The sequence below is a fragment of the Streptomyces sp. NPDC050263 genome (assembly GCF_040655955.1).
Taxonomy (GTDB): Bacteria; Actinomycetota; Actinomycetes; order Streptomycetales; family Streptomycetaceae; genus Streptomyces.
The window spans coordinates 17,231-34,607 of sequence record NZ_JBFAKW010000102.1 but is presented as its reverse complement, the minus strand read 5'-3'; the positions used below and the strand labels follow the sequence as shown (position 1 = coordinate 34,607).

7 protein-coding genes and 2 pseudogenes are annotated in these 17,377 nt (G+C 71.8%); 5 read left to right on the top strand and 4 right to left on the bottom strand.

From position 1 onward, the window contains the following. Nucleotides 1-262: 262 nt before the first annotated feature. Both AB0J04_RS33685 and AB0J04_RS33680 read left to right on the top strand, forming a co-directional pair. A pseudogene (locus tag AB0J04_RS33685) lies at nt 263-763 on the top strand (hypothetical protein); the annotation flags it as partial. Between the two features lie 45 nt (nt 764-808). Next, nucleotides 809-2,197, top strand: coding sequence for a hypothetical protein (locus tag AB0J04_RS33680; protein ID WP_363172403.1), 1,389 nt, complete (start codon nt 809-811; stop codon nt 2,195-2,197). 16 nt (nt 2,198-2,213) lie between these two features. Here the strand turns inward: AB0J04_RS33680 and AB0J04_RS33675 are convergent. Beyond that, nucleotides 2,214-3,419: pseudogene (locus tag AB0J04_RS33675) on the bottom strand (RNA-guided endonuclease TnpB family protein); the annotation flags it as partial. 248 nt (nt 3,420-3,667) lie between these two features. Between AB0J04_RS33675 and AB0J04_RS33670 the strand changes: the two are divergent. The 3 genes from AB0J04_RS33670 to AB0J04_RS33660 are packed head-to-tail and all read left to right on the top strand — an operon-like array spanning nt 3,668 to nt 9,083. Then, nucleotides 3,668-5,083, top strand: coding sequence for a VWA domain-containing protein (locus AB0J04_RS33670; RefSeq protein WP_363172402.1), 1,416 nt, complete (start codon nt 3,668-3,670; stop codon nt 5,081-5,083). Nucleotides 5,084-5,139: 56 nt separating this feature from the next. Beyond that, nucleotides 5,140-6,264: an AAA family ATPase gene (locus AB0J04_RS33665; protein WP_351911590.1), complete on the top strand. Its 1,125-nt coding sequence runs from the start codon at nt 5,140-5,142 to the stop codon at nt 6,262-6,264. Next, nucleotides 6,261-9,083, top strand: coding sequence for a hypothetical protein (locus AB0J04_RS33660; RefSeq protein WP_363172399.1), 2,823 nt, complete (start codon nt 6,261-6,263; stop codon nt 9,081-9,083). The genes AB0J04_RS33665 and AB0J04_RS33660 overlap by 4 nt, the downstream gene beginning before the upstream one ends. Here AB0J04_RS33660 and AB0J04_RS33655 read toward each other — a convergent pair. The 3 genes from AB0J04_RS33655 to AB0J04_RS33645 form a co-directional block, all read right to left on the bottom strand. Further along, nucleotides 9,066-10,643, bottom strand: coding sequence for a hypothetical protein (locus AB0J04_RS33655; RefSeq protein ID WP_363172398.1), 1,578 nt, complete (start codon nt 10,641-10,643; stop codon nt 9,066-9,068). The two genes, AB0J04_RS33660 and AB0J04_RS33655, sit on opposite strands and share 18 nt — an antisense overlap. An 83-nt stretch (nt 10,644-10,726) precedes the next feature. After that, nucleotides 10,727-15,904: a family 43 glycosylhydrolase gene (locus AB0J04_RS33650; RefSeq protein WP_363172397.1), complete on the bottom strand. Its 5,178-nt coding sequence runs from the start codon at nt 15,902-15,904 to the stop codon at nt 10,727-10,729. A gap of 140 nt (nt 15,905-16,044) precedes the next feature. Next, a complete protein-coding gene (locus AB0J04_RS33645; RefSeq protein ID WP_363172396.1) occupies nt 16,045-17,202 on the bottom strand; it encodes a helix-turn-helix domain-containing protein in 1,158 nt (385 codons plus the stop codon). Nucleotides 17,203-17,377: the final 175 nt, after the last annotated feature.

Genomic DNA, 17,377 nt, shown 5'->3' with positions numbered 1-17,377 from the left:
TCCTCGTACTGGACGTACTTGGGCTTTCGGCCGGTGCGGCGAGAGTGCGTGCCGGGCGTCGCGACGGGGCGAACGTTGCCTGCCGCGGCACTAGAAGAACCGGGGCGCGGGCGTCGGTCGTCGGCGCTGCTCGGTGGTCGAAAGGGCGTTGTCAGTGGTCGCCGGTAAGTTCGTCAGTGTCGCGCCGATCGGTCGCGACAACCCCCCTGGGCTGCGCCGATTCGGTGTGCGCGAAAGCCTTGTGCCGCAAAGGAGATGGTGCGTGTCGGACTGGGAGAAGTCGAGTACGGCCCGGGTGGTGCCGCCCGCGAGGCCGCGCAAGCTCGCCAAGGTCCCCTTCGTCGAACTGGCCGACGGACGCCTCCAGGGCGTGGTCTCCAGCGGCTCGGACATCGAGCGGGTGTACGTCTCGTCGGTCGCCGCCGGCACCTACGCCTTCGCGTGCAGCACGAACAACAACCGCCCCTGCGGCGGCGCGCGGGGCTCGTTCTGCAACCACATCCGCGCCCTGGTCACCGAGGCCGTCCTCCAGTACGGAGCCGACCGCGTCGCCCGCTATCTGCGCGTCGAGCCCGGGGGCGCGCAGGCGGACGCCGCAGCTCTCACCGTCGCGATGACCGGCGCCCGGCCCCCGCAGGCGGACGGCAAGACCGCCGCGGCGTCCGTCTTCAGCCGGTTCCTGCGCCACCTGGCCTATCTCGAACTCGCCCCGGTCACCGCCCCGTTGCCGGAACTGCAATGGTTCCCGCCGACCCGGGCGGCGGGCGCCACGGGCACACCCGCCGACGAGCCCGATCCGGCCGGGGAGGTGGAGACCGGCCGGCTCACCGCGCCGGTGGCGGGGCTGGACGAGGCGCTGGCGGCGGTCGACGCCTTCGACCGGACCCTCGTGGCCGGCCTGCTGCGCCCCCGCCCCGACCGGGTGCAGGACCTCACCGAACTCGCCCGCGCCGTCGCCGGCACCCCGCTCGCCGCCCGGGTCGCCGAAACGGCCGAGAAGGCCGCGGCCGGAGCCGCGAGCGAGGAGCACTTCGTCGCCCTCGCCGCCGCCCGCACCGCCCTGTTCGGCGCCGTGCACGACGCGCTGACGCTCGGCGCCGACGAGCTGACCGGCCGGACTCGGCAGGAGCAGGGGGCGAGTGCCGTCGGCGTACGGCCCGAGGCCAACCTGCTCGCCGCGGCCCGCAGTTGGCTGTCGGACCTCGCGCGCACCGGCTGGCAGGGCATCGACCACGAACTGGCCGGCGGGGCCGCACCGATCGTCTCCGCGATGCTGCCCGACCCGGGGCTGCGCCGCCTGGCGACCCTGCTCGACGGTTTCGCCGCCGAGCTCGCCGCCTCCTGCCCCGGCGCGGCCCTGGACCGGATCCCGGCGCGCCGCTGGGGCGACCTGTGGGCCCGCGCCCTGCTGCTGACCCGGCCCGGAGCCGCCGACACGCCCGCCGTCGAGGCCGTCACCGGCCGGCTGCTGCCGCTCGGCGTGGACCTGCACGAACACGCCACCGCCGCCCAGGCCCAGGTCCACGCGGTGTTCGAACCCGCCGACGGCACCGCGCCCCGACTGGTCCGCGCGAGCGTCTCGGCGCCGAAACCGGACACCGTCGTCGAGGCCGGCGTCTGGCAGCTGCTGCGACCGCACCTGTCGCTGCTCACGGCCCTCGGCGAAGGCCGGGCGATGGACCTCGACGCGATGCCCCTCACCGCCGAGGGCGATCTCCTGTGGGACGACACCCGGGCCCGCCAGGGCGACCCCGCCGACGCCCTCGCCACCGCGCGCGTCGCCCTGCCGACCGCCACCGCCCTGCCCACCGCGCCCCTGGACCGCCACCCGGCGCGCATCGCCGAGCCGGTGTTCCTGGAGGGCTACGAGCGGAGCCAGGACGGCGACACCCTCACCTTCACCGTCGCCGGTCACGCCCTCGCCGTCGACACCGACCGCATCCCGACCGCGAGCCCGCTGACCCCCGAGGCCGTCGCCGCCTCCGGCGCGTGCATCGCCCTGCTCCGCTGGGACGGCGGCGGGTTCCGGCTCCAGCCGCTCGCCGTCGAGACCACCGTCCGCCGGAAGCCCGTCGCCCTGCACGCGGGCGCGTGGGCCGGCGGGACCGCCGACAAGGCCGGCGCCCGGGCCGAGAAGGCCGCCACCGACGCCGTGGGCGTCCTGCGCGAACGGGCAGGGAGGCTGCTGCGGAATTGACTTCCTCCCCCGCCCACAGGCGGGGGATTCCAGCGGTCGCCCGCTGGGGTTCCTGCTTCACCGACGACCGCCCCGTCCGGGAGGACTCCCGTTGAGGTCTTACACCGTCTCCACAGGCAGACGCCGCCAGCCCGGCGGCCAGGATGTTGCGTGCCGCGTTCACGTCGCGGTCATGCACGGTGCCGCAGTCGCACGTCCACTCGCGGACGTTCAACGGCAGCTTCTCCCGGACCGTGCCGCAGTTCCCGCACAGTTTGCTGGACGGGAACCAGCGGTCGATCACGACGAGTTCACGCCCGTACCACGCGCACTTGTACTCCAGCATCGAGCGGAGTTCCGTCCAGGCCGCGTTCGAGACGGCGCGCGCGAGCTTGCCGTTCTTCAGCAGGTTGCGGACGGTGAGGTCCTCGATCACGACCGTTTGGTTCTCACGGACGAGCCGAGTCGACCGTTTGTGCAGGAAGTCCCGGCGCCGGTCGGCGATCCGGGCATGGATGCGGGCGACCTTCACACGGGCCTTGGCCCTGTTGTCGGAGCCCTTGGCCTTGCGGGACAGCTCCCGCTGCGCCCGAGCGAGGCGTGCGCGGTCGCGGCGCTCGTGCTTCGGGTTGGCGATCTTCTCCCCGGTGGACAGGGTCACCAGGGAGGTGATGCCCGCGTCGATGCCGACCGCGTTCGCCGTGGCCGAAGCGGGGGCGATGCGGTCATCGCACAGCATCGAGACGAACCAACGTCCGGCGCTGTCGCGAGACAGGGTCACCGTGGTCGGTTCCGTGTCCTCGGGCAGGGGACGCGACCAGCGGATGGCCAGTGGCTCCGCCATCTTCGCCAGAGTCAGCTGCCCGTCGCGCCACGTGAAGGCGCTGCGCGTGTACTCCGCCGACGCGCGGGACTTCTTCCGGCTCTTGTAGCGCGGGTACTTGGCGCGCTTGGCGAAGAAGTTCCCGAACGCGGTCTGAAGGTGGCGGAGCGCCTGTTGGAGCGGCACGGAGGACACCTCCGTCGGGAAGGCCAGCTCCTCGGTCTTCTTCCACTCCGTCAGCGCGGCGGACGACTGCACGTAGGAGATCCGGCGCTGCTCGCCGTACCAAGCACGAGTGCGTTCCTCCAGCGCCTTGTTGTACACCAGGCGGACGCAGCCGAACGTGCGCGACAGCTCCGCTGCCTGCTCATCCGTGGGGTGGAAGCGGTACTTGAACGCCCGCTTGACCTGCTGCGTCATGCCTCACGGTCTATCAGCTCCCGTGTGAGTGACAGGGGTCGGCCGATGGCCGCAGACGGTGAACCGCCCTGGCAGCGATCTACCTTTCCTTGCTCTGCTCCGCAGGGGCTTTGTTTCTCCCCCGCAAGCGGGAGGTACCCCCACCCCGGCCTGAAGGCCGGGGTATCCACGAAGGAGCCTCGATGAGCGACGACATGGATGGCCTGGATGTCCTGGATGTCCTGGAAGGCATGGAAGACATGGAAGACATGGAAGACATGGACGAGGTGCCGGAGGCAGTCCCCGACGACAACCGTCGGCAGGTCCTCTACTGGCGACTGCTCGCCCGCCTCTTCGACCCCGAGGAGCAGGCCGGCCTGGAGTCGGCGAGCCTCGCCGTCGTCGAGGACATCGGTCTGCCGCCCGCGCTGCTCGATCCGCGGGCCTCCGTCGACTCGATCGTGCAGCGCCACCCGGAACTGGCGGCGGAGTTCGACGGGTTGATGGTCCCCGAGACCGGCCCGGAGGACGCGGCCGACGGAGACGCCCGCGACCGGGCCGCCGAAGTCCGGCGCGCGGCCCTGGTGTCCAAGGTGCTGTTGAACGTCTTCGCCACCGGCTCCGGAGCCGTCGGCGCCGGACAGCTGTCCCGGTGGCAGAGCGACGCCGGCTGGCTGGAGCGCGCGCTCGGCTGCGCGCCCGGCGAGCTGCGCGGCGGCCGGCCGGGCGGCCCCGGCGCCAGCCCGGCCGGCACCGGAGGCGACGGCCGCACGCCCGACCTGAGCAACCTGATCCCCACGATCGGCCCCGAACTCGGCGCCCTCGAAGCCGACCTCGTCCGGCGCATGCATCTGCGCGAGGTGCTCGCCGACCCGCAGCTCGCCGCACGGCTCACCCCGAGCATGTCGCTCATCGAGCAACTCCTGCGCGACAAGAACAACCTCTCCGGCGTCGCCCTGGCCAACGCCAAGGCGCTGATCCGTCGCTTCGTCGACGAGGTCGCCGAGGTGCTGCGCACCCAGGTGGAGAAGTCGTCGGTCGGCGCGATCGACCGCTCGGTCCCGCCCAAGCGAGTCTTCCGCAACCTCGACCTCGACCGCACCGTCTGGAAGAACCTCACCAACTACAGCCCCGAAGAGGAACGCCTCTACGTCGACCGCCTCTACTACCGGCACACCGCCCGCAAGACGACGCCGCAGCGGCTCATCGTGGTCGTGGACCAGTCGGGCTCGATGGTCCACTCCATGGTCAACTGCACCATCCTGGCCTCGATCTTCGCCGGCCTGCCGAAGGTGGACGTCCACCTCATCGCCTACGACACCCGGGCGCTCGACCTCACCCCGTGGGTGCACGACCCCTTCGAGAGCCTGCTGCGCACCCAGCTCGGCGGCGGCACCGACGGGACGGTCGCGATGGCCCTGGCCCAGCCCAAGGTCGCCGAGCCGCGCAACACCGTCGTGGTCTGGATCTCCGACTTCTACGAATGGCAGAGCCAGCCCCTGTTCGACAGCATGGCCGCCCTGCACCGCTCCGGGGTCAAGTTCATCCCCGTCGGCTCGGTGACCAGCTCCGGGCGCGGCAGCGTCAACCCGTGGTTCCGGGAGCGCTTCAAGGACCAGGGCACACCGGTGATCTCCGGTCACATCCGCAAGCTCGTCCACGAACTCAAGACGTTCCTCACCTGAACACCCCTCCTGGTCGCCCCTCTCTCCTGATCACCCCTCTCCTGGAAGGCACCGTGATGTCCGACCTGCTGCGCGCCCCCGCCGAGCTCAAGTACGCCGAGGAACTCGATTGGCTGGAGTCCGTCGACGACAGCCCCAAGCCGTTCTCCTGGCGGCTGTCCCCGAAGATGGTCCGGCTGTTCATCCTGGGCTCCGAGCGCGCCGACGGCCTCGACCGGGAGATCTCCCAGAAGTGGTTCGGCGACCGCAGTTTCGTCGAGCGCTCCATCGTCACCCTCGCCTCCGACCGCGGCCTGCTGCTCATCGGCGACCCCGGCACCGGCAAGAGCTGGCTGGCCGAGCTGCTGTCGGCCGCGATCTCCCGCAACTCCACCCTGGTGGTGCAGGGCACGGCGGGCACCACCGAGGACCACATCAAGTACTCGTGGAACGTCTCGATGGTCATCGCCAAGGGTCAGTCGAGGGAGTCGATGATCCCCTCGCCGATCATGACGGCCATGGAGGCCGGCTCGATCGGCCGCTTCGAGGAGCTCACCCGCTCCACCAGCGACGTCCAGGACGCGCTGATCTCGATCCTCTCCGAGAAGTACATCTCGGTCCCGGAGCTGGGCAGCGACCAGGACAGCGACAACATCGTGTTCGCCAAGCCCGGCTTCTCCGTCATCGCCACCGCCAACAGCCGCGACCGGGGCGTCAACGACCTCTCCTCCGCGCTCAAGCGCCGCTTCAACTTCGTCCGCATCCCGGTGGTGACGAACAAGAAGAGCGAGGCGGAGATCGTCCGCTTCCGCACCGAGGAACTGCTGCGCCGCCACCAGATCGAACTGGACGTCCCGCCGACCCTGCTGGACGTGCTGCTGCAGAGCTTCGCCGACCTGCGGGCCTCCTCGGCCGCCGCCGGCAGCGACGACGAGAAGCTGGAGTCCGCCCTGTCCACCGCCGAGCAGATCGGCGTCCTGGAGGACGCCATCCTGCACAGCAACTTCTTCGGCGAGCGCGCCCTCACCGCACACGCCCTCGCCGCCTCGCTCGTCGGCTCGCTGGCCCGGCGCGAGCCCGAGGACCTCGCCATCCTCAACAAGTACCTGCACGGCGTGGTCGAACCGCGCAGCAAGGAAGAGGGCGGCTCCTGGCCGGAGTTCCTCCAGGGCGGCCGCGACGCGATCGCGACCCTGTCATGAGCGGCGGCCCCTTCGAGGCCCTGCGCGGCCAACTCCACGAGGCGGCGACGGAGTTCGCCGACGGTCCCGGAGCCCTGGAGGGCATCCTGCGGGGCATCGTCGACGACGTCGAACGCGCGGTGCGCGAACCGCTGGAGATCTTCCCGGTCTGTCACCACTCACCGGCCTCGGCGATCGCCATGGCCCGTCGGCTGCGCGAGAAGCAGCCGAAGGTGGTCTACCTGGAGCTGTGCGAGGACATGGCGCCGCTGCTCACGGAGCTGCGCAACTGCCGTCTCCCGGTGGCGGTCCAGGCCTTCGCCAGCGAGATCGAGGGCTTCCCCCTCGACTGGGCGCCGCTCTCCGTGGTCGCCCCGGTCACCGAGGCCTCCGCCGAGTACCAGGCCATCGCCTACGCCCTCGACACCCCGGGCGTCGAACTGGTCCTCGTCGACCGCTCCTCGGACCACGTCTTCCAGTGGGAGACCGAGCACCTCACCGAACCCGGCACACCGGTGGACCCCGTCCCCGACCCCGACCCCGACGCGCCCGAGGCGCCGGAGCAGGCCGCCCTGCACGGCGACGCCGTCGGCGTGGAGATCGGCCGTCTGCGCCCGCGCTTCGCCGAACTGGAGGAGCACCTCCTGCGCCACGGCCGGGTCCGGCACTGGTCGGAGTGGTGGCACCAGTACGTCGAACTCCCCCTCGGCGACAGCGACCACGACACCTACCGCCAGGTGATGCTGCTCATCGGCAGCCTCTTCCGGCGTCTCGCCCCCGGCGACCCCGGGAAGGTCCGGGTCGACGAGGACCGCGAGCGGTACATGTGGACGCGGATGCGCGAGCACCTCGCCGCCACCGGCGCCGACCCCGCCGACTGCCTCTACGTCTGCGGCGCCTTCCACGCGGCCAGCCGCGTCGAGGAGTTCGGCGTGCACGGCAGCGACGCCTTCACCATCAGCCCGCCGAGCCCCACCAAGTGGCGGCACGGTCTGATCCCGTCCAGCCACGCGGCGATCGAGGCGCAGTTCGGCCTCGCCGCGGGCTCGGTGTCCATCGCCGCGACGGAATGGGCGAAGAACGTCAAGCGCACCGGCGTCCGCCCGTTCCGCCTGGAGGGCCAGGCGGGCACGAAGAAGCCCACGGCGAAGAAGTCCACGGCGAAGAAGGCCCTCCCCGCGCCGGTCCCGGCCGCCCCGCCCGCCGACCGGCTCACCGGCTTCCTCCGGCGCCCGCCCGCGCTCGACCGCCTCGACGAGGCCGAACTGCTCGGCTGGTCGGTGGACATCGTGCGCGCGGCCCGCCGCAACGGCTACCTCGCCTCCACCGCCGACGCCATCGCCGTCTTCGAGACGTCGATCCTGCTGGCCGGGATGCGCGAGCGCGCCAAGCCGACGCCGTACGACTTCCAGGACGCGGCCGTCACCTGCATCGAGAAGGACGCGGTCCCGGGCCGGCGGGACGTCGGCCGGCTGGTCGAGATCATGATGGGCGGCGACCGCGTCGGCCAGGTCGGCTACGACGCGCTGCCGCCGCTGGCCCGCGACGTGCACGACCGGCTCGCCCCGCTGAACCTGAAGCTCCAGCAACGCGGAGTGCAGCGGGCCCTGCTGGACATCGCCTCGCGGCCGGAACTGGAGCACTGCTCCGACCTGCTGTGGATGCTGCGCCGTCTGCTGCCCGACGGCGCCGCCCGGCCCATCATGGGCGAACGGCGGCTCGGCGAACGCCCCATCCAGGAGTCCTGGGACCTGGCCCTGGGCACCCACCAGCGCGCCCTCATCGAGCTCGGCTACGAGGGCGTCAGCATCGAGCAGGTCCTCGAACAGCGGCTGCGGCGCGCCGCGTACGCCCCGCAGGCCACGGCCGCCCAGGTCCTGGAGGCCGTCGAGGACGCCATCCTGCATCTGCGCAGCCGTCGGCTCGCCGACGAGCTCGGCACCCGTGCCCTGGAGGTGCTGGCGGGCGAGCGCAGCGTCGACGGCGCGCCGGAGGTGCTGCGCCGGGTGCGCCGGCTGCTGGCCTACTACCGCACCGCCGAACCGGTGCTGCCGCCCTGGATCGAGTCCTTCGTCAAGGCCGGCTACGCGCACTACTGCACACTGCTGCCGACGGCGTTCACCGACGACGACGCCACCGTCCGCCAGGTCGCGGCCATGCTGGGCTTCCTGTTCGGCATGGAGAGCCTGGCCCTGTCCCTCGGCTGCGACCGCGCCCAGCTCGAACTCGCCCTCGCCCAGTCCCACCCGGCCGAGCCCTCCCGCACCGCACTGCTGTGGGCGGCGCAGACCCACCTGGGCACGCTGTCGAGGTCGGCGCTGCGGGCGCGCTGCGCCGAACTGCTCGGCAACCCGCTGGTGGTCCCCGCCTACCCCCGTTACCTCAGCGGGTTCGTGCACGCCCTGGAACCGGTGCCGGGCCTGGCCGACTTCGTCGTCGAGGCCGTGTCCAACGCGTTCGCCCGGCTCCCGGACCCGGTGCTGCTGCCCTGGCTCCCGACGCTGATCACCGGCCTGCGGGCGGGCGGCAGCGAGCTGGCCCCGCTGCTGATCCGCGAGGCCGGCCGTGTCTTCCCCGCCCGGCTCGCGGAGCTGGACAGCTGGGTGCCGCCATGGCGACTTCCGCAGGAACCGCCGCGCCTGCGTCTGGAGTCGGGGCCGAGCACCGGAGTCGGCCTCCCGCTCCTGACCTCCCACCCCGCGACCTGCGACGCGCTCGCGGACCTGCTGGGCTGCGAAGGGACGTGGGAGACCGCCGAAGCCACGCCCGCCGGAGCGGCCCTGCTCGCCCGCCACCCCGAGACGGCGACGGCGCTGGAAGCGCTACTCGCCGTCGGCTGACCCGGCGCAGGCGCTCACCAGAGCGCGGATCGTCGATGCGGGCAACGCCGGGTTGGCGGCCGCGTGGTGGACCAGTTCCTCGTCGTCGAGGAGCTCCGCCAGCCGGGACGGCTCGAGGTTCGGGTGGCGTGCGAACGCGGCCCGGACGACGGGGTCGGGGTCCCGGGTGAGCCGCTCCACGGCGGCCGGCGGGACCTCGGGGTCGCGGGCGGCGAGCGCCCGGACGGCGGGATCCTCGTCGTCGGCGTGACCGGCCAGTCCGTCGGTGGGGAAGTGCGGGCGGGTGAGGAGGCGGTCGCGCTCATGGCCGGTGTACTCGAGGAAGCTGCGCAGCAGCAGGGCAGCCGGGGCGTCCGGGTGGTTCTGGGCCAGCAGGACGCGCACGCCCAGGTCGTCGTCGACGGCCAGCCGGGCCACCAGGTCGGCCGGCAGGGTGTGCACCCGTGCGGCGTCCCGGCGCAGCATCGGGTGACCGGACAGCGCGTCCTGGCGGACGGCCTCGGGGTCCGGGGGCGTCAACGGCTCGGGACGGAACAGGAAGGGCCCGTCCAAGGGGACCGCGTAGTCGATTCCGGCCCGCTCCTCCTCGCTCCACGCGGGGTGCACGGAGACGGCCAGCCGCACGCCCGGGTCGGGATCCGCGGCGAGGGCCTGCCGCTCGGCGAGGCCGAGGTCCGGGTGGCGCGCGACCGCCCTGCGCACGTCCGGCACGGGGTCGGCGGCGAGGGTGCGGCGCTCGGCGGGGCCGAGGTCGGTGCGGCCGGCGATCTCCGCACGGACCTCCGGGTCCGGATCGGCGGCCAGGAGCCTGACCACATCGGGCGGCAAGGTCGGATTCCCGGCGATCATCCACCGGTCCTGCGGGCCGGCCGGCGCGGTGAGGACCCCGTCCACGACCGCCCTGCTGAGGGCATTGTGCAGCAGGGCGCCGGTGCGGCCGTGACACGGACGGTCGGGCAGGACGCTCTCGACCCACACCGGGTCCTCGTGGCGCAGATGCCGCTGGGCCCTCGCCCGGACCTCGTCGTCGGGGTCCGTCAGCAGCGCGGCCCGTGTCTCGGCGGGCAGCCACGTCCACTCCCAGCCGACGCCCCAGGCGCGGACCCTCGGATCCGGATGCGTGTGCATGGACCGGCGCAGCCCGAGCGAGAACTGCCGGAAGAAGGAACCGCCGAGGTGTTCCTGCTCGTAGCTGTTGAGCATGTGCACGATGGCGTCGTCGGGCAGTGGCGGCCCGTCGTGGTCCAGCCCGGGTCCCTGGGCGAGGTGGGCCTGGACGAACCAGTGCGGATCGTGCAGGAGCCGTGCGCGCTGGGCCGGATCGGCATGGGGATTGCGGGCGAAGAAGCTGCGGGTGCGATGGTCGGGGTGCGCGATCACGGCGTCGACGACCGCCGACGGCAGGACCCGGTCCCGGCACAGCACCATCCGTGCGGCGAGCGGGGCCTCGGCCAGCAGGTGCAGCAGCATGTCCTGCGGGGTGGCGGGATTCAGCGCCAGCCCGGCGAGCCGCCGGGTGGGCAGGTCGGCGTCCTGCCAGATGTCGTCAGGTGTCGGCACGTCTCGAACCCCCAGGGAAAGCCCACGGAACGGGCCCCCTGCCGCAGGACAGGGGCCCATGACCTTAACCGTTCACTGCTGCCCTACCGGCGTCGGACTCCGACCGTGACGATGCCGCGGACCGGCGCTGTGCCGCTGTCGTGGACGACCTGTCCGCCGGACGTCTTCCAGATCTTGATGCGGAAGGTGTCCGGGCCGTCCGTCGCGGTGATCCGGAAGCTGTAGCCGCTCTTGCCGTTCACCGTGCCGGAGCCCTGGAGGACGGCCCGGGAGCCGGAGACCACGAGCCAGTCGGTCTTGGCGGACCGGAACTTCAGATGGGCCGGACCGAGGTCGAAGGCGACCGCTCCGGCCGGGGCGGAGGCCCCGGGGAGGTAACCGACGGCGAGGGAGAAGAACGCCTTGCCGACGGTTCCCGCGCCCACCACCGGGCCGGCCGCCCGGTCGTACACGATCGCCTCGGGCAGCGTCGTGCTGTTCGCGCCGCCGTCGTCGTCGGTGACGGTGATCACCGGCTGGCGGATGCCGGCCGAGATGTAGACGTGCTCCGCACGGCAACCGGACGCGGTGACCTTGCCGGCGGCCGGCTTGCCGCCGTCCTTCCAGTCGACCGTGCAGGTGTGGCTGTCACCGGCGCCGGGGTCGGTGAACCGGGCGGTGACGACCGCGGGCCGACCGACCGGGACCGGGGTCGCCGGGCCGGCGGCGGAGGTGATCGAGGGCGCCGCGTTCGTCACGGTGACGACGGCCGTGTCGGTGCTGCGGCCGCCGGTCAGGGTGAGGGTGTAGGCGCCGTTGTCGGTGCAGGTGAGCGTGGTCCGGGCGGCAGCGGCGTCCGCGATCGTGCACGGCGCGCCCTTCTCGGCCGTCCACTGCGCACCGCCCGCCCCGGAGACCGTGCCGTTCAGCGCGATCGCGGAGCCCTCGACGCCGTCGGCGTCCGGACCGGCGTGGACGACGGTGACCGGGTCGATGCTCGTGAGCGTCGGCACGACCTTCTTGATCAGGCCGTCGGCGTCGAACTCCAGCTTGTCGACGGTGGTCTCGCGGTGCATGCCGTCACCGCCGGGGACGGCGAACCGGTGGTAGGCGATGTACCAGTCGTCGGTCCCCGGGACCTGGACGACGGAGTGATGGCCGGGGCCCTTGATGCCCAGCGAGAGGTCCTTCTCCAGGATCACTCCGCGCTTGGTCCACGGACCGGTCGGGGAGGACCCGGTGGCGTAGGCGACCCGGTAGTTCTCGTCCCGGGTGTCGTTCTCCGACCACATGAAGTAGTAGGTGCCCTGCCGCTTGACGACGAAGGTGCCCTCGTTGTAGCCGCTCGGGGTGATGTCGGTGACCTTCGAGGCGTCGAAGGAGACCATGTCGTCGTTGAGCGGGACCACATAGGCGCGGCCGTTGCCCCAGTACAGGTAGGTCTGGCCGTCGTCGTCGGTGAAGACCGCCGGGTCGATCATCTGCCCGGTGAAGTCGCCCGCCTTCAGCAGCGGCCTGCCCAGCGCGTCCTTGAAGGGCCCGGTGGGGGAGTCGGAGACCGCGACGCCGATGTTGGCGTCGGCGCAGAAGTAGAAGTAGTACTTGCCGTTCTTCTCGGCCGTCGTCGGCGCCCACGCCCTGCTGTCGGCCCAGCTCACGTCGGGCCCCAGGTCGAGGATGACGCCGTGGTCCGTCCAGTGCACCAGGTCGGTCGACGAGTACGCCTTGAACTGCGTGCCGCTCCAGCCCTCGAAGCCGTCGGTGGTCGGGTACATGTAGAAGGTGTCGCCGAAGCGGACGATGTTCGGGTCGGCGTTGAGACCCGGCAGGACCGGGCTCCTCATCACCAGTGCCGACACGGTCCAGGCGCGCTTCCTGCCGTCGGAGCCGGTCACCTCGTACGTCACCGGCTCGGTGAAGTCGTGGACGCTGCCGGAGGCAGGGCTGATCGCCGCGCCGTGGGCCAGGGTGAACTCCGGTGCCAGCGCGGTGAGATCGCTGCCTTCCTTGAGCGGCAGGGTGATCCTGCTGTCGGCGTCGTCGACGATCGCGTCGACCTTCAGCGCGGGGTGGGTGGCCTTGGCGACGCCCGCGGTGTTGCCGCTGAGCTCCATGACCTCCGTGGCCGTCAGGGCGCGGTCGTAGATGCGGAAGTCGTCGACCTCGCCGCCGAAGTACGGGTCGGCCGAGTACAGGGACTTGCCGATGTAGCCGCTGTAGTCCTTGTCGGCGTCGTACAGCTCGGACGGCTTGATACTCGTCGTGGTGCGGGCCGCCTCGATGCCCTCGACGTAGAGGACCATCGTGCCGGTCGTGCCGTCGAGGGTCACGGTGACGTGCCGCCACTCGCCGGGCGTGAGCTGCGAGCCGCCCGTCAGTTTCGACTCCGCCGACCAACTGGCCTTCGTGATCGCCGAGTACAGGCTCGAACCGCCGTTGGAGGGCGTCGCGAACAGGTACTTGTCGCTGTTTGGGCCGAGCCCGAACAGCCACTGGAAGCTGCTGCCGCCCTTCCACTTGGCGTAGGTCGACACCGTCACGCTGTCGGCGTTCTTCAGCACGCCGTTCGGGATCTTCACGTACGGCGAGTCGCTCGCGCCGGACATGAGATACGAGCCGCCGTCCACGCCGGTGCCGAAGGCGGGCGTGCGGACGTAGGCGCCGTGGTAGCCGTGGCCGCTGGAGTCACGGGCGATGCTGCCGGACGTCTCGTCGAAGCCGTAGTGCAGCAGCAGGTCGGCGGGCACGTCGGCGCCCTCCGTGGAGACCGTCACCTCGGCCCGCACCGGCAGCGCGGCGCCGTCCGGCAGACCGCCGGTCACGGTGAACGTGCCGGCCTGCGCGTAGCGGGAAGCCGGAACGTCGTCCCAGTCCACCGCCACCGGGCGCTTGACGCCGTCGGCGTAGGTCGCGATCACGGTCGCGGGCAGCACCGGGGCCTCGCCGATCCGGGTCTGCACCGCGACGTCCTCGACGGACTCGACGATCTGGTCCGGCTGGTAGGCGTTCAGCAGCCGGTCGTACTCGGCCTGGGTGACCGGCAGGACGGTGCCGTGGCGGGGCCTGGCCGGCAGGTCGTAGTCGGCGACCGGGGTCCAGACGCCCGACGCGAGGTCCGTCGTCTCGAACGGGATGTAGCCGCGGCCGCCGAACTCGTCGAGGAACGCGTACCACTTGTCCTCGGTGTTCGACTTGAACACCAGCGGCCCCTCGGCCGCGTTCATCGCGCCCTTGCCGATGCCCTCGGCGACCGCGTCCCAGGAGAGGTCCAGCAGCGAGTCGCTCTTCTCCTCGAAGACGAACTTGCTGTTGGGGGTGGAGGAGGAGTTGTTGCGCTCGTCCTTCGACAGCCGGAAGTACGTGCCGTCGTGCTGGATCACCGTGGAGTCGATGACCGAGTAGCCGCGGTCGATCCAGACCTTCGGCTCGCTGAAGGTGTAGAAGTCACGGGTGGTGGCGTACATCATCCGGTTGTAGGTGTCGCCGGAGTGCGCCTCGTTGGCGTAGAGCTTCGACGCCCAGAACACGACGTACTCGCCGAGCGTGGAGTCGTAGTACGCCTCCGGCGCCCAGGTGTTGCCGGCGCTGTCGGGGGAGACCTTCACCAGCCGCTGGTTCGTCCAGTGGACGAGGTCGGTGGACTCCCAGACCATGACGGACTTGCTGCCGGTGCGCTGGGAGGCGTCCCAGTCGCCGTTGCCGTAGATCCTGAGGTCGGTGGCGATCTGGTAGAACTTGTCGCCCTCGGGGGAGCGGATGATGAACGGGTCGCGCAGGCCCTGCTCGCCGAGCGTGGAGGTCAGGACGGGCTTGCCGTCGTTCAGCTCCCGCCACTTCATCGGGTCGTCGCCCTTGCTGAGCGCGGCGTAGAGCTGCTCGCCGTCCGAGGTGCCCTCGCCGGTGAAGTAGCTGAACATATAGCCCTTGAGGGCTTCCTTCGCGGGGAGCGCGGGGACCTTCGCGGTGAACACGCGGGTCGCCGTCGCCGTGCCCTTGGCGACGGTCGCGGTCAGCTCGACGGTGGTGGGGCCGGCGCCGTGCGCCGGGCGGTGGACCGCACCGTCCGCGGAGACGACGTCGGGCCGCGCGGAGCTCCAGGTGACGGCCGTGCTGGAGGAACCGGTCGCCGGGAGGGCGAGGTTGCCGCGTACGTCGTCGAGGTTGTGGACGGTGAGCGCCTCGGCGGCCTGTGCGGCGGCGGTGGCGTCGTCGAACGCGGCGAGGACCGTGACGTCGAAGGTGCGGGTGGCGGTGACCGTGCCCTTCTTCAGGGTCGCGGTGAGCGTGACGTGGCCGTCCGGCTCGCCCGCGGCCGGGCGGGTCACCTTGCCGGCGTCGGTCACCACGTCGGTGTCGTCGCTGGCCCAGGTGATCGTGGAGCCGCCCGCCGGGCCGGTCTTCGGCAGGGTCAGGTCGGCCGTGACGGCGCTCGTGTCGCCGAGGTTCAGTGCGGCCTTGTCGTCCTCGACGCCCTGCGTGGCCACGGGGAGGGCGAGCTGCTCGACCTCGGCGGCGGCCAGCGCGCGGTCGTACACCCGGAAGTCGCGCATGCTGCCCTTGAACAGCTTGTCGCTCGTGTACACCGACTTGCCGAGGTAGTTGGCGGTCGTCGTGCCGGAGCCGATCGCGCCCGGCGTGATGGTGACGGCCGTGTTGCGGGCGACCTCCACGCCGTCCTCGTACAGCACGCCGGTGCTGCCGGTCTGGGTGTAGGTGAGGTGCTTCCACACCGAGCGGCTCAGGTTGTGGGAGTCGGCGGGCTTGGTGGTCTGCTCCGTCGACCAGTTGCCGGAGGCGATCGAGGTACGGAGGGAGTTGCCCGTCGTGAACAGGTAGCCGTTGCCGGTGCCGCCGCTGGTGTTGCCGAAGCCGTAGAGGAAGTACGGCGTGGTCTGGGCGGCGTCGAGCTTCACGTCCATCGCGACGCTGATCGAACTCAGGCCCTTGAGTACGTCGTTGGGCGCCTTGACGTAGGTGTCGGAGCCGTTGAAGGCGAGACCCCGGCCGTCGGCGGACCAGTCGGCGGTGCCGTTGACCGTGCCGTCCAGGCCGTGGCCGGAGGCGTCGGGCACTGTCGTGCCGGACGCGCCGTCGAGTTTGTACCAGAGGGCGAGGCCGTCGGTGACCTCCGCACTCCCCGCCGAGCTCCCGGCCGTGCTCTCCGCCGCCCTTACGGGAGCAGTGGCCCCGGCGAGGCCCATGAGGAGCGAAACGGCGGTCAGCGCGGCCAGTTGTCCCGCCCCGCGTCTCGCACGTCCGCGAAGCCGTTCCCTGTGCGTCATATGCGCCCGCCGTTTCAGCCGTGTGACGTGATGTTGCGAGAGTGTCAAACGGTCGGCAGGGTCACGTCAATAGATCTCGAACAATGTCCGACAGGTCGAACGCGAGGAAATGCGGGGCGGGTGTCGGCGTACGGTCCTGCTCAGTCGCGCGGCGCCGGTCCCGGGGAGTCCAGCCACGAGGTGAGCGCCCACCACCAGTGGAGCCCGTCCATCGGGCCCGGCGCGCCGTCGGCGAGGGGTGCGGCGGTGATCTGCCGGAGCCGGCCCAACCGGTAGCGGACGGTGTTGGGATGGGTGAACAGGGCCGCGGCCGTCTGGTCCAGGCGACGCCCGTTGTCGAGGAACGCCCGTGCGGTGAGGGCGAGTTGGCGATGGAACTCGTTCGCCGGATCGAGCTCCCCCAGGAACCGGCCGCTCAGCAGCGAACCCAGCAACGGCTGTTCGGCGAGCGCCAGCCGGGCCGCGAAGTCGGTCACGTCGTACAGGCCGCGCATCCCCTGCTCCCGGCCGAGCTCCACCGCCCGCACGCACAGCCGGTAGCGCGCGGGCAGTTGGGACAGGGCGGCGGCCGGCGCGACCACGACGAGGGCGTCCGGGGCGATCTCGTCGGCGCCGGGCGGACGTGGACACAGCCCGGCCAGATGTCCGTCGACCGTCCCCGTGACCGCGTGCGCCGAGCGCAGCGAGCGGCGACGGGCCGGGATCGCGGCGAGGCAGTGGTACCGCCCCGCGGCGTCCGACCGGATCCCCGCCTGCGCCAACTCCTGGGCGTGCGGGGTGACTTCGCCCAGCAGGATCCGGCGCAGCAGACGGGTGCGCAGCGCGCCCATCGCGCGGGGGGCCTCGTGCTCGGCCGCGCGATAGCCGTGCACCACGTGCCGTTCCACCGCGTTGCCGTACTCCTGCAGCCGCAGCACCACCGACAGCAGCACCCGGTCCGGCACCCCCGCGCCGCGGCAGCGGTCCACCGCGATCTCCGACGCGCGCGCCAGCGCCGCCTGCACCCCGCGCAGCACCGAGGTCACCGCGACCCCCTGGACGGCACGGTCGGCGCCCAGCAGCAGCGCGGCGGTGAAGTCCTGCTCCTCGACCGCGCCCGGCCGCTCCAGCGCCGTGAACCAGGGGCCGGCCGCCCGGATCATCGCCGCCACATGCGAACGGGTCGCCTCCTCGGCGAGCCGGGACAGCTCCGGGGACTGACTGCGGGCGGCCCCGACGAGCTCGCCGCACACCTCGGGATCGTCGGCCATGCCCCGCAGAACGGCCGCGATCTGCTCCGGGCCGTGAACGACGGTCATGGTCCCCTTCCCGCCCGGCCGATGTCTCCGGGCCACAAGCAAGCGGTGGCCGTGTTGGCTGCCGTGCACTATCGCACCGCTGTGACGACCTGGTTTCCTGTGGGCTACCGACGGTAACAGCGCCTTTGTCGCAGGAACAGCCCTGTGCCACGCGCCCAGGTACCGGCCAAGTACC

Bases quoted from the DNA above. Each gene is read 5' to 3' on its own strand.
- AB0J04_RS33645 (WP_363172396.1), bottom strand. From the start codon at position 17,202: ATGACCGTCGTTCACGGCCCGGAGCAGATCGCGGCCGTTCTGCGGGGC.
- AB0J04_RS33665 (WP_351911590.1), top strand. From the start codon at position 5,140: ATGTCCGACCTGCTGCGCGCCCCCGCCGAGCTCAAGTACGCCGAGGAA.
- AB0J04_RS33650 (WP_363172397.1), bottom strand. From the start codon at position 15,904: ATGACGCACAGGGAACGGCTTCGCGGACGTGCGAGACGCGGGGCGGGA.
- AB0J04_RS33660 (WP_363172399.1), top strand. From the start codon at position 6,261: ATGAGCGGCGGCCCCTTCGAGGCCCTGCGCGGCCAACTCCACGAGGCG.
- AB0J04_RS33670 (WP_363172402.1), top strand. From the start codon at position 3,668: ATGGAAGACATGGACGAGGTGCCGGAGGCAGTCCCCGACGACAACCGT.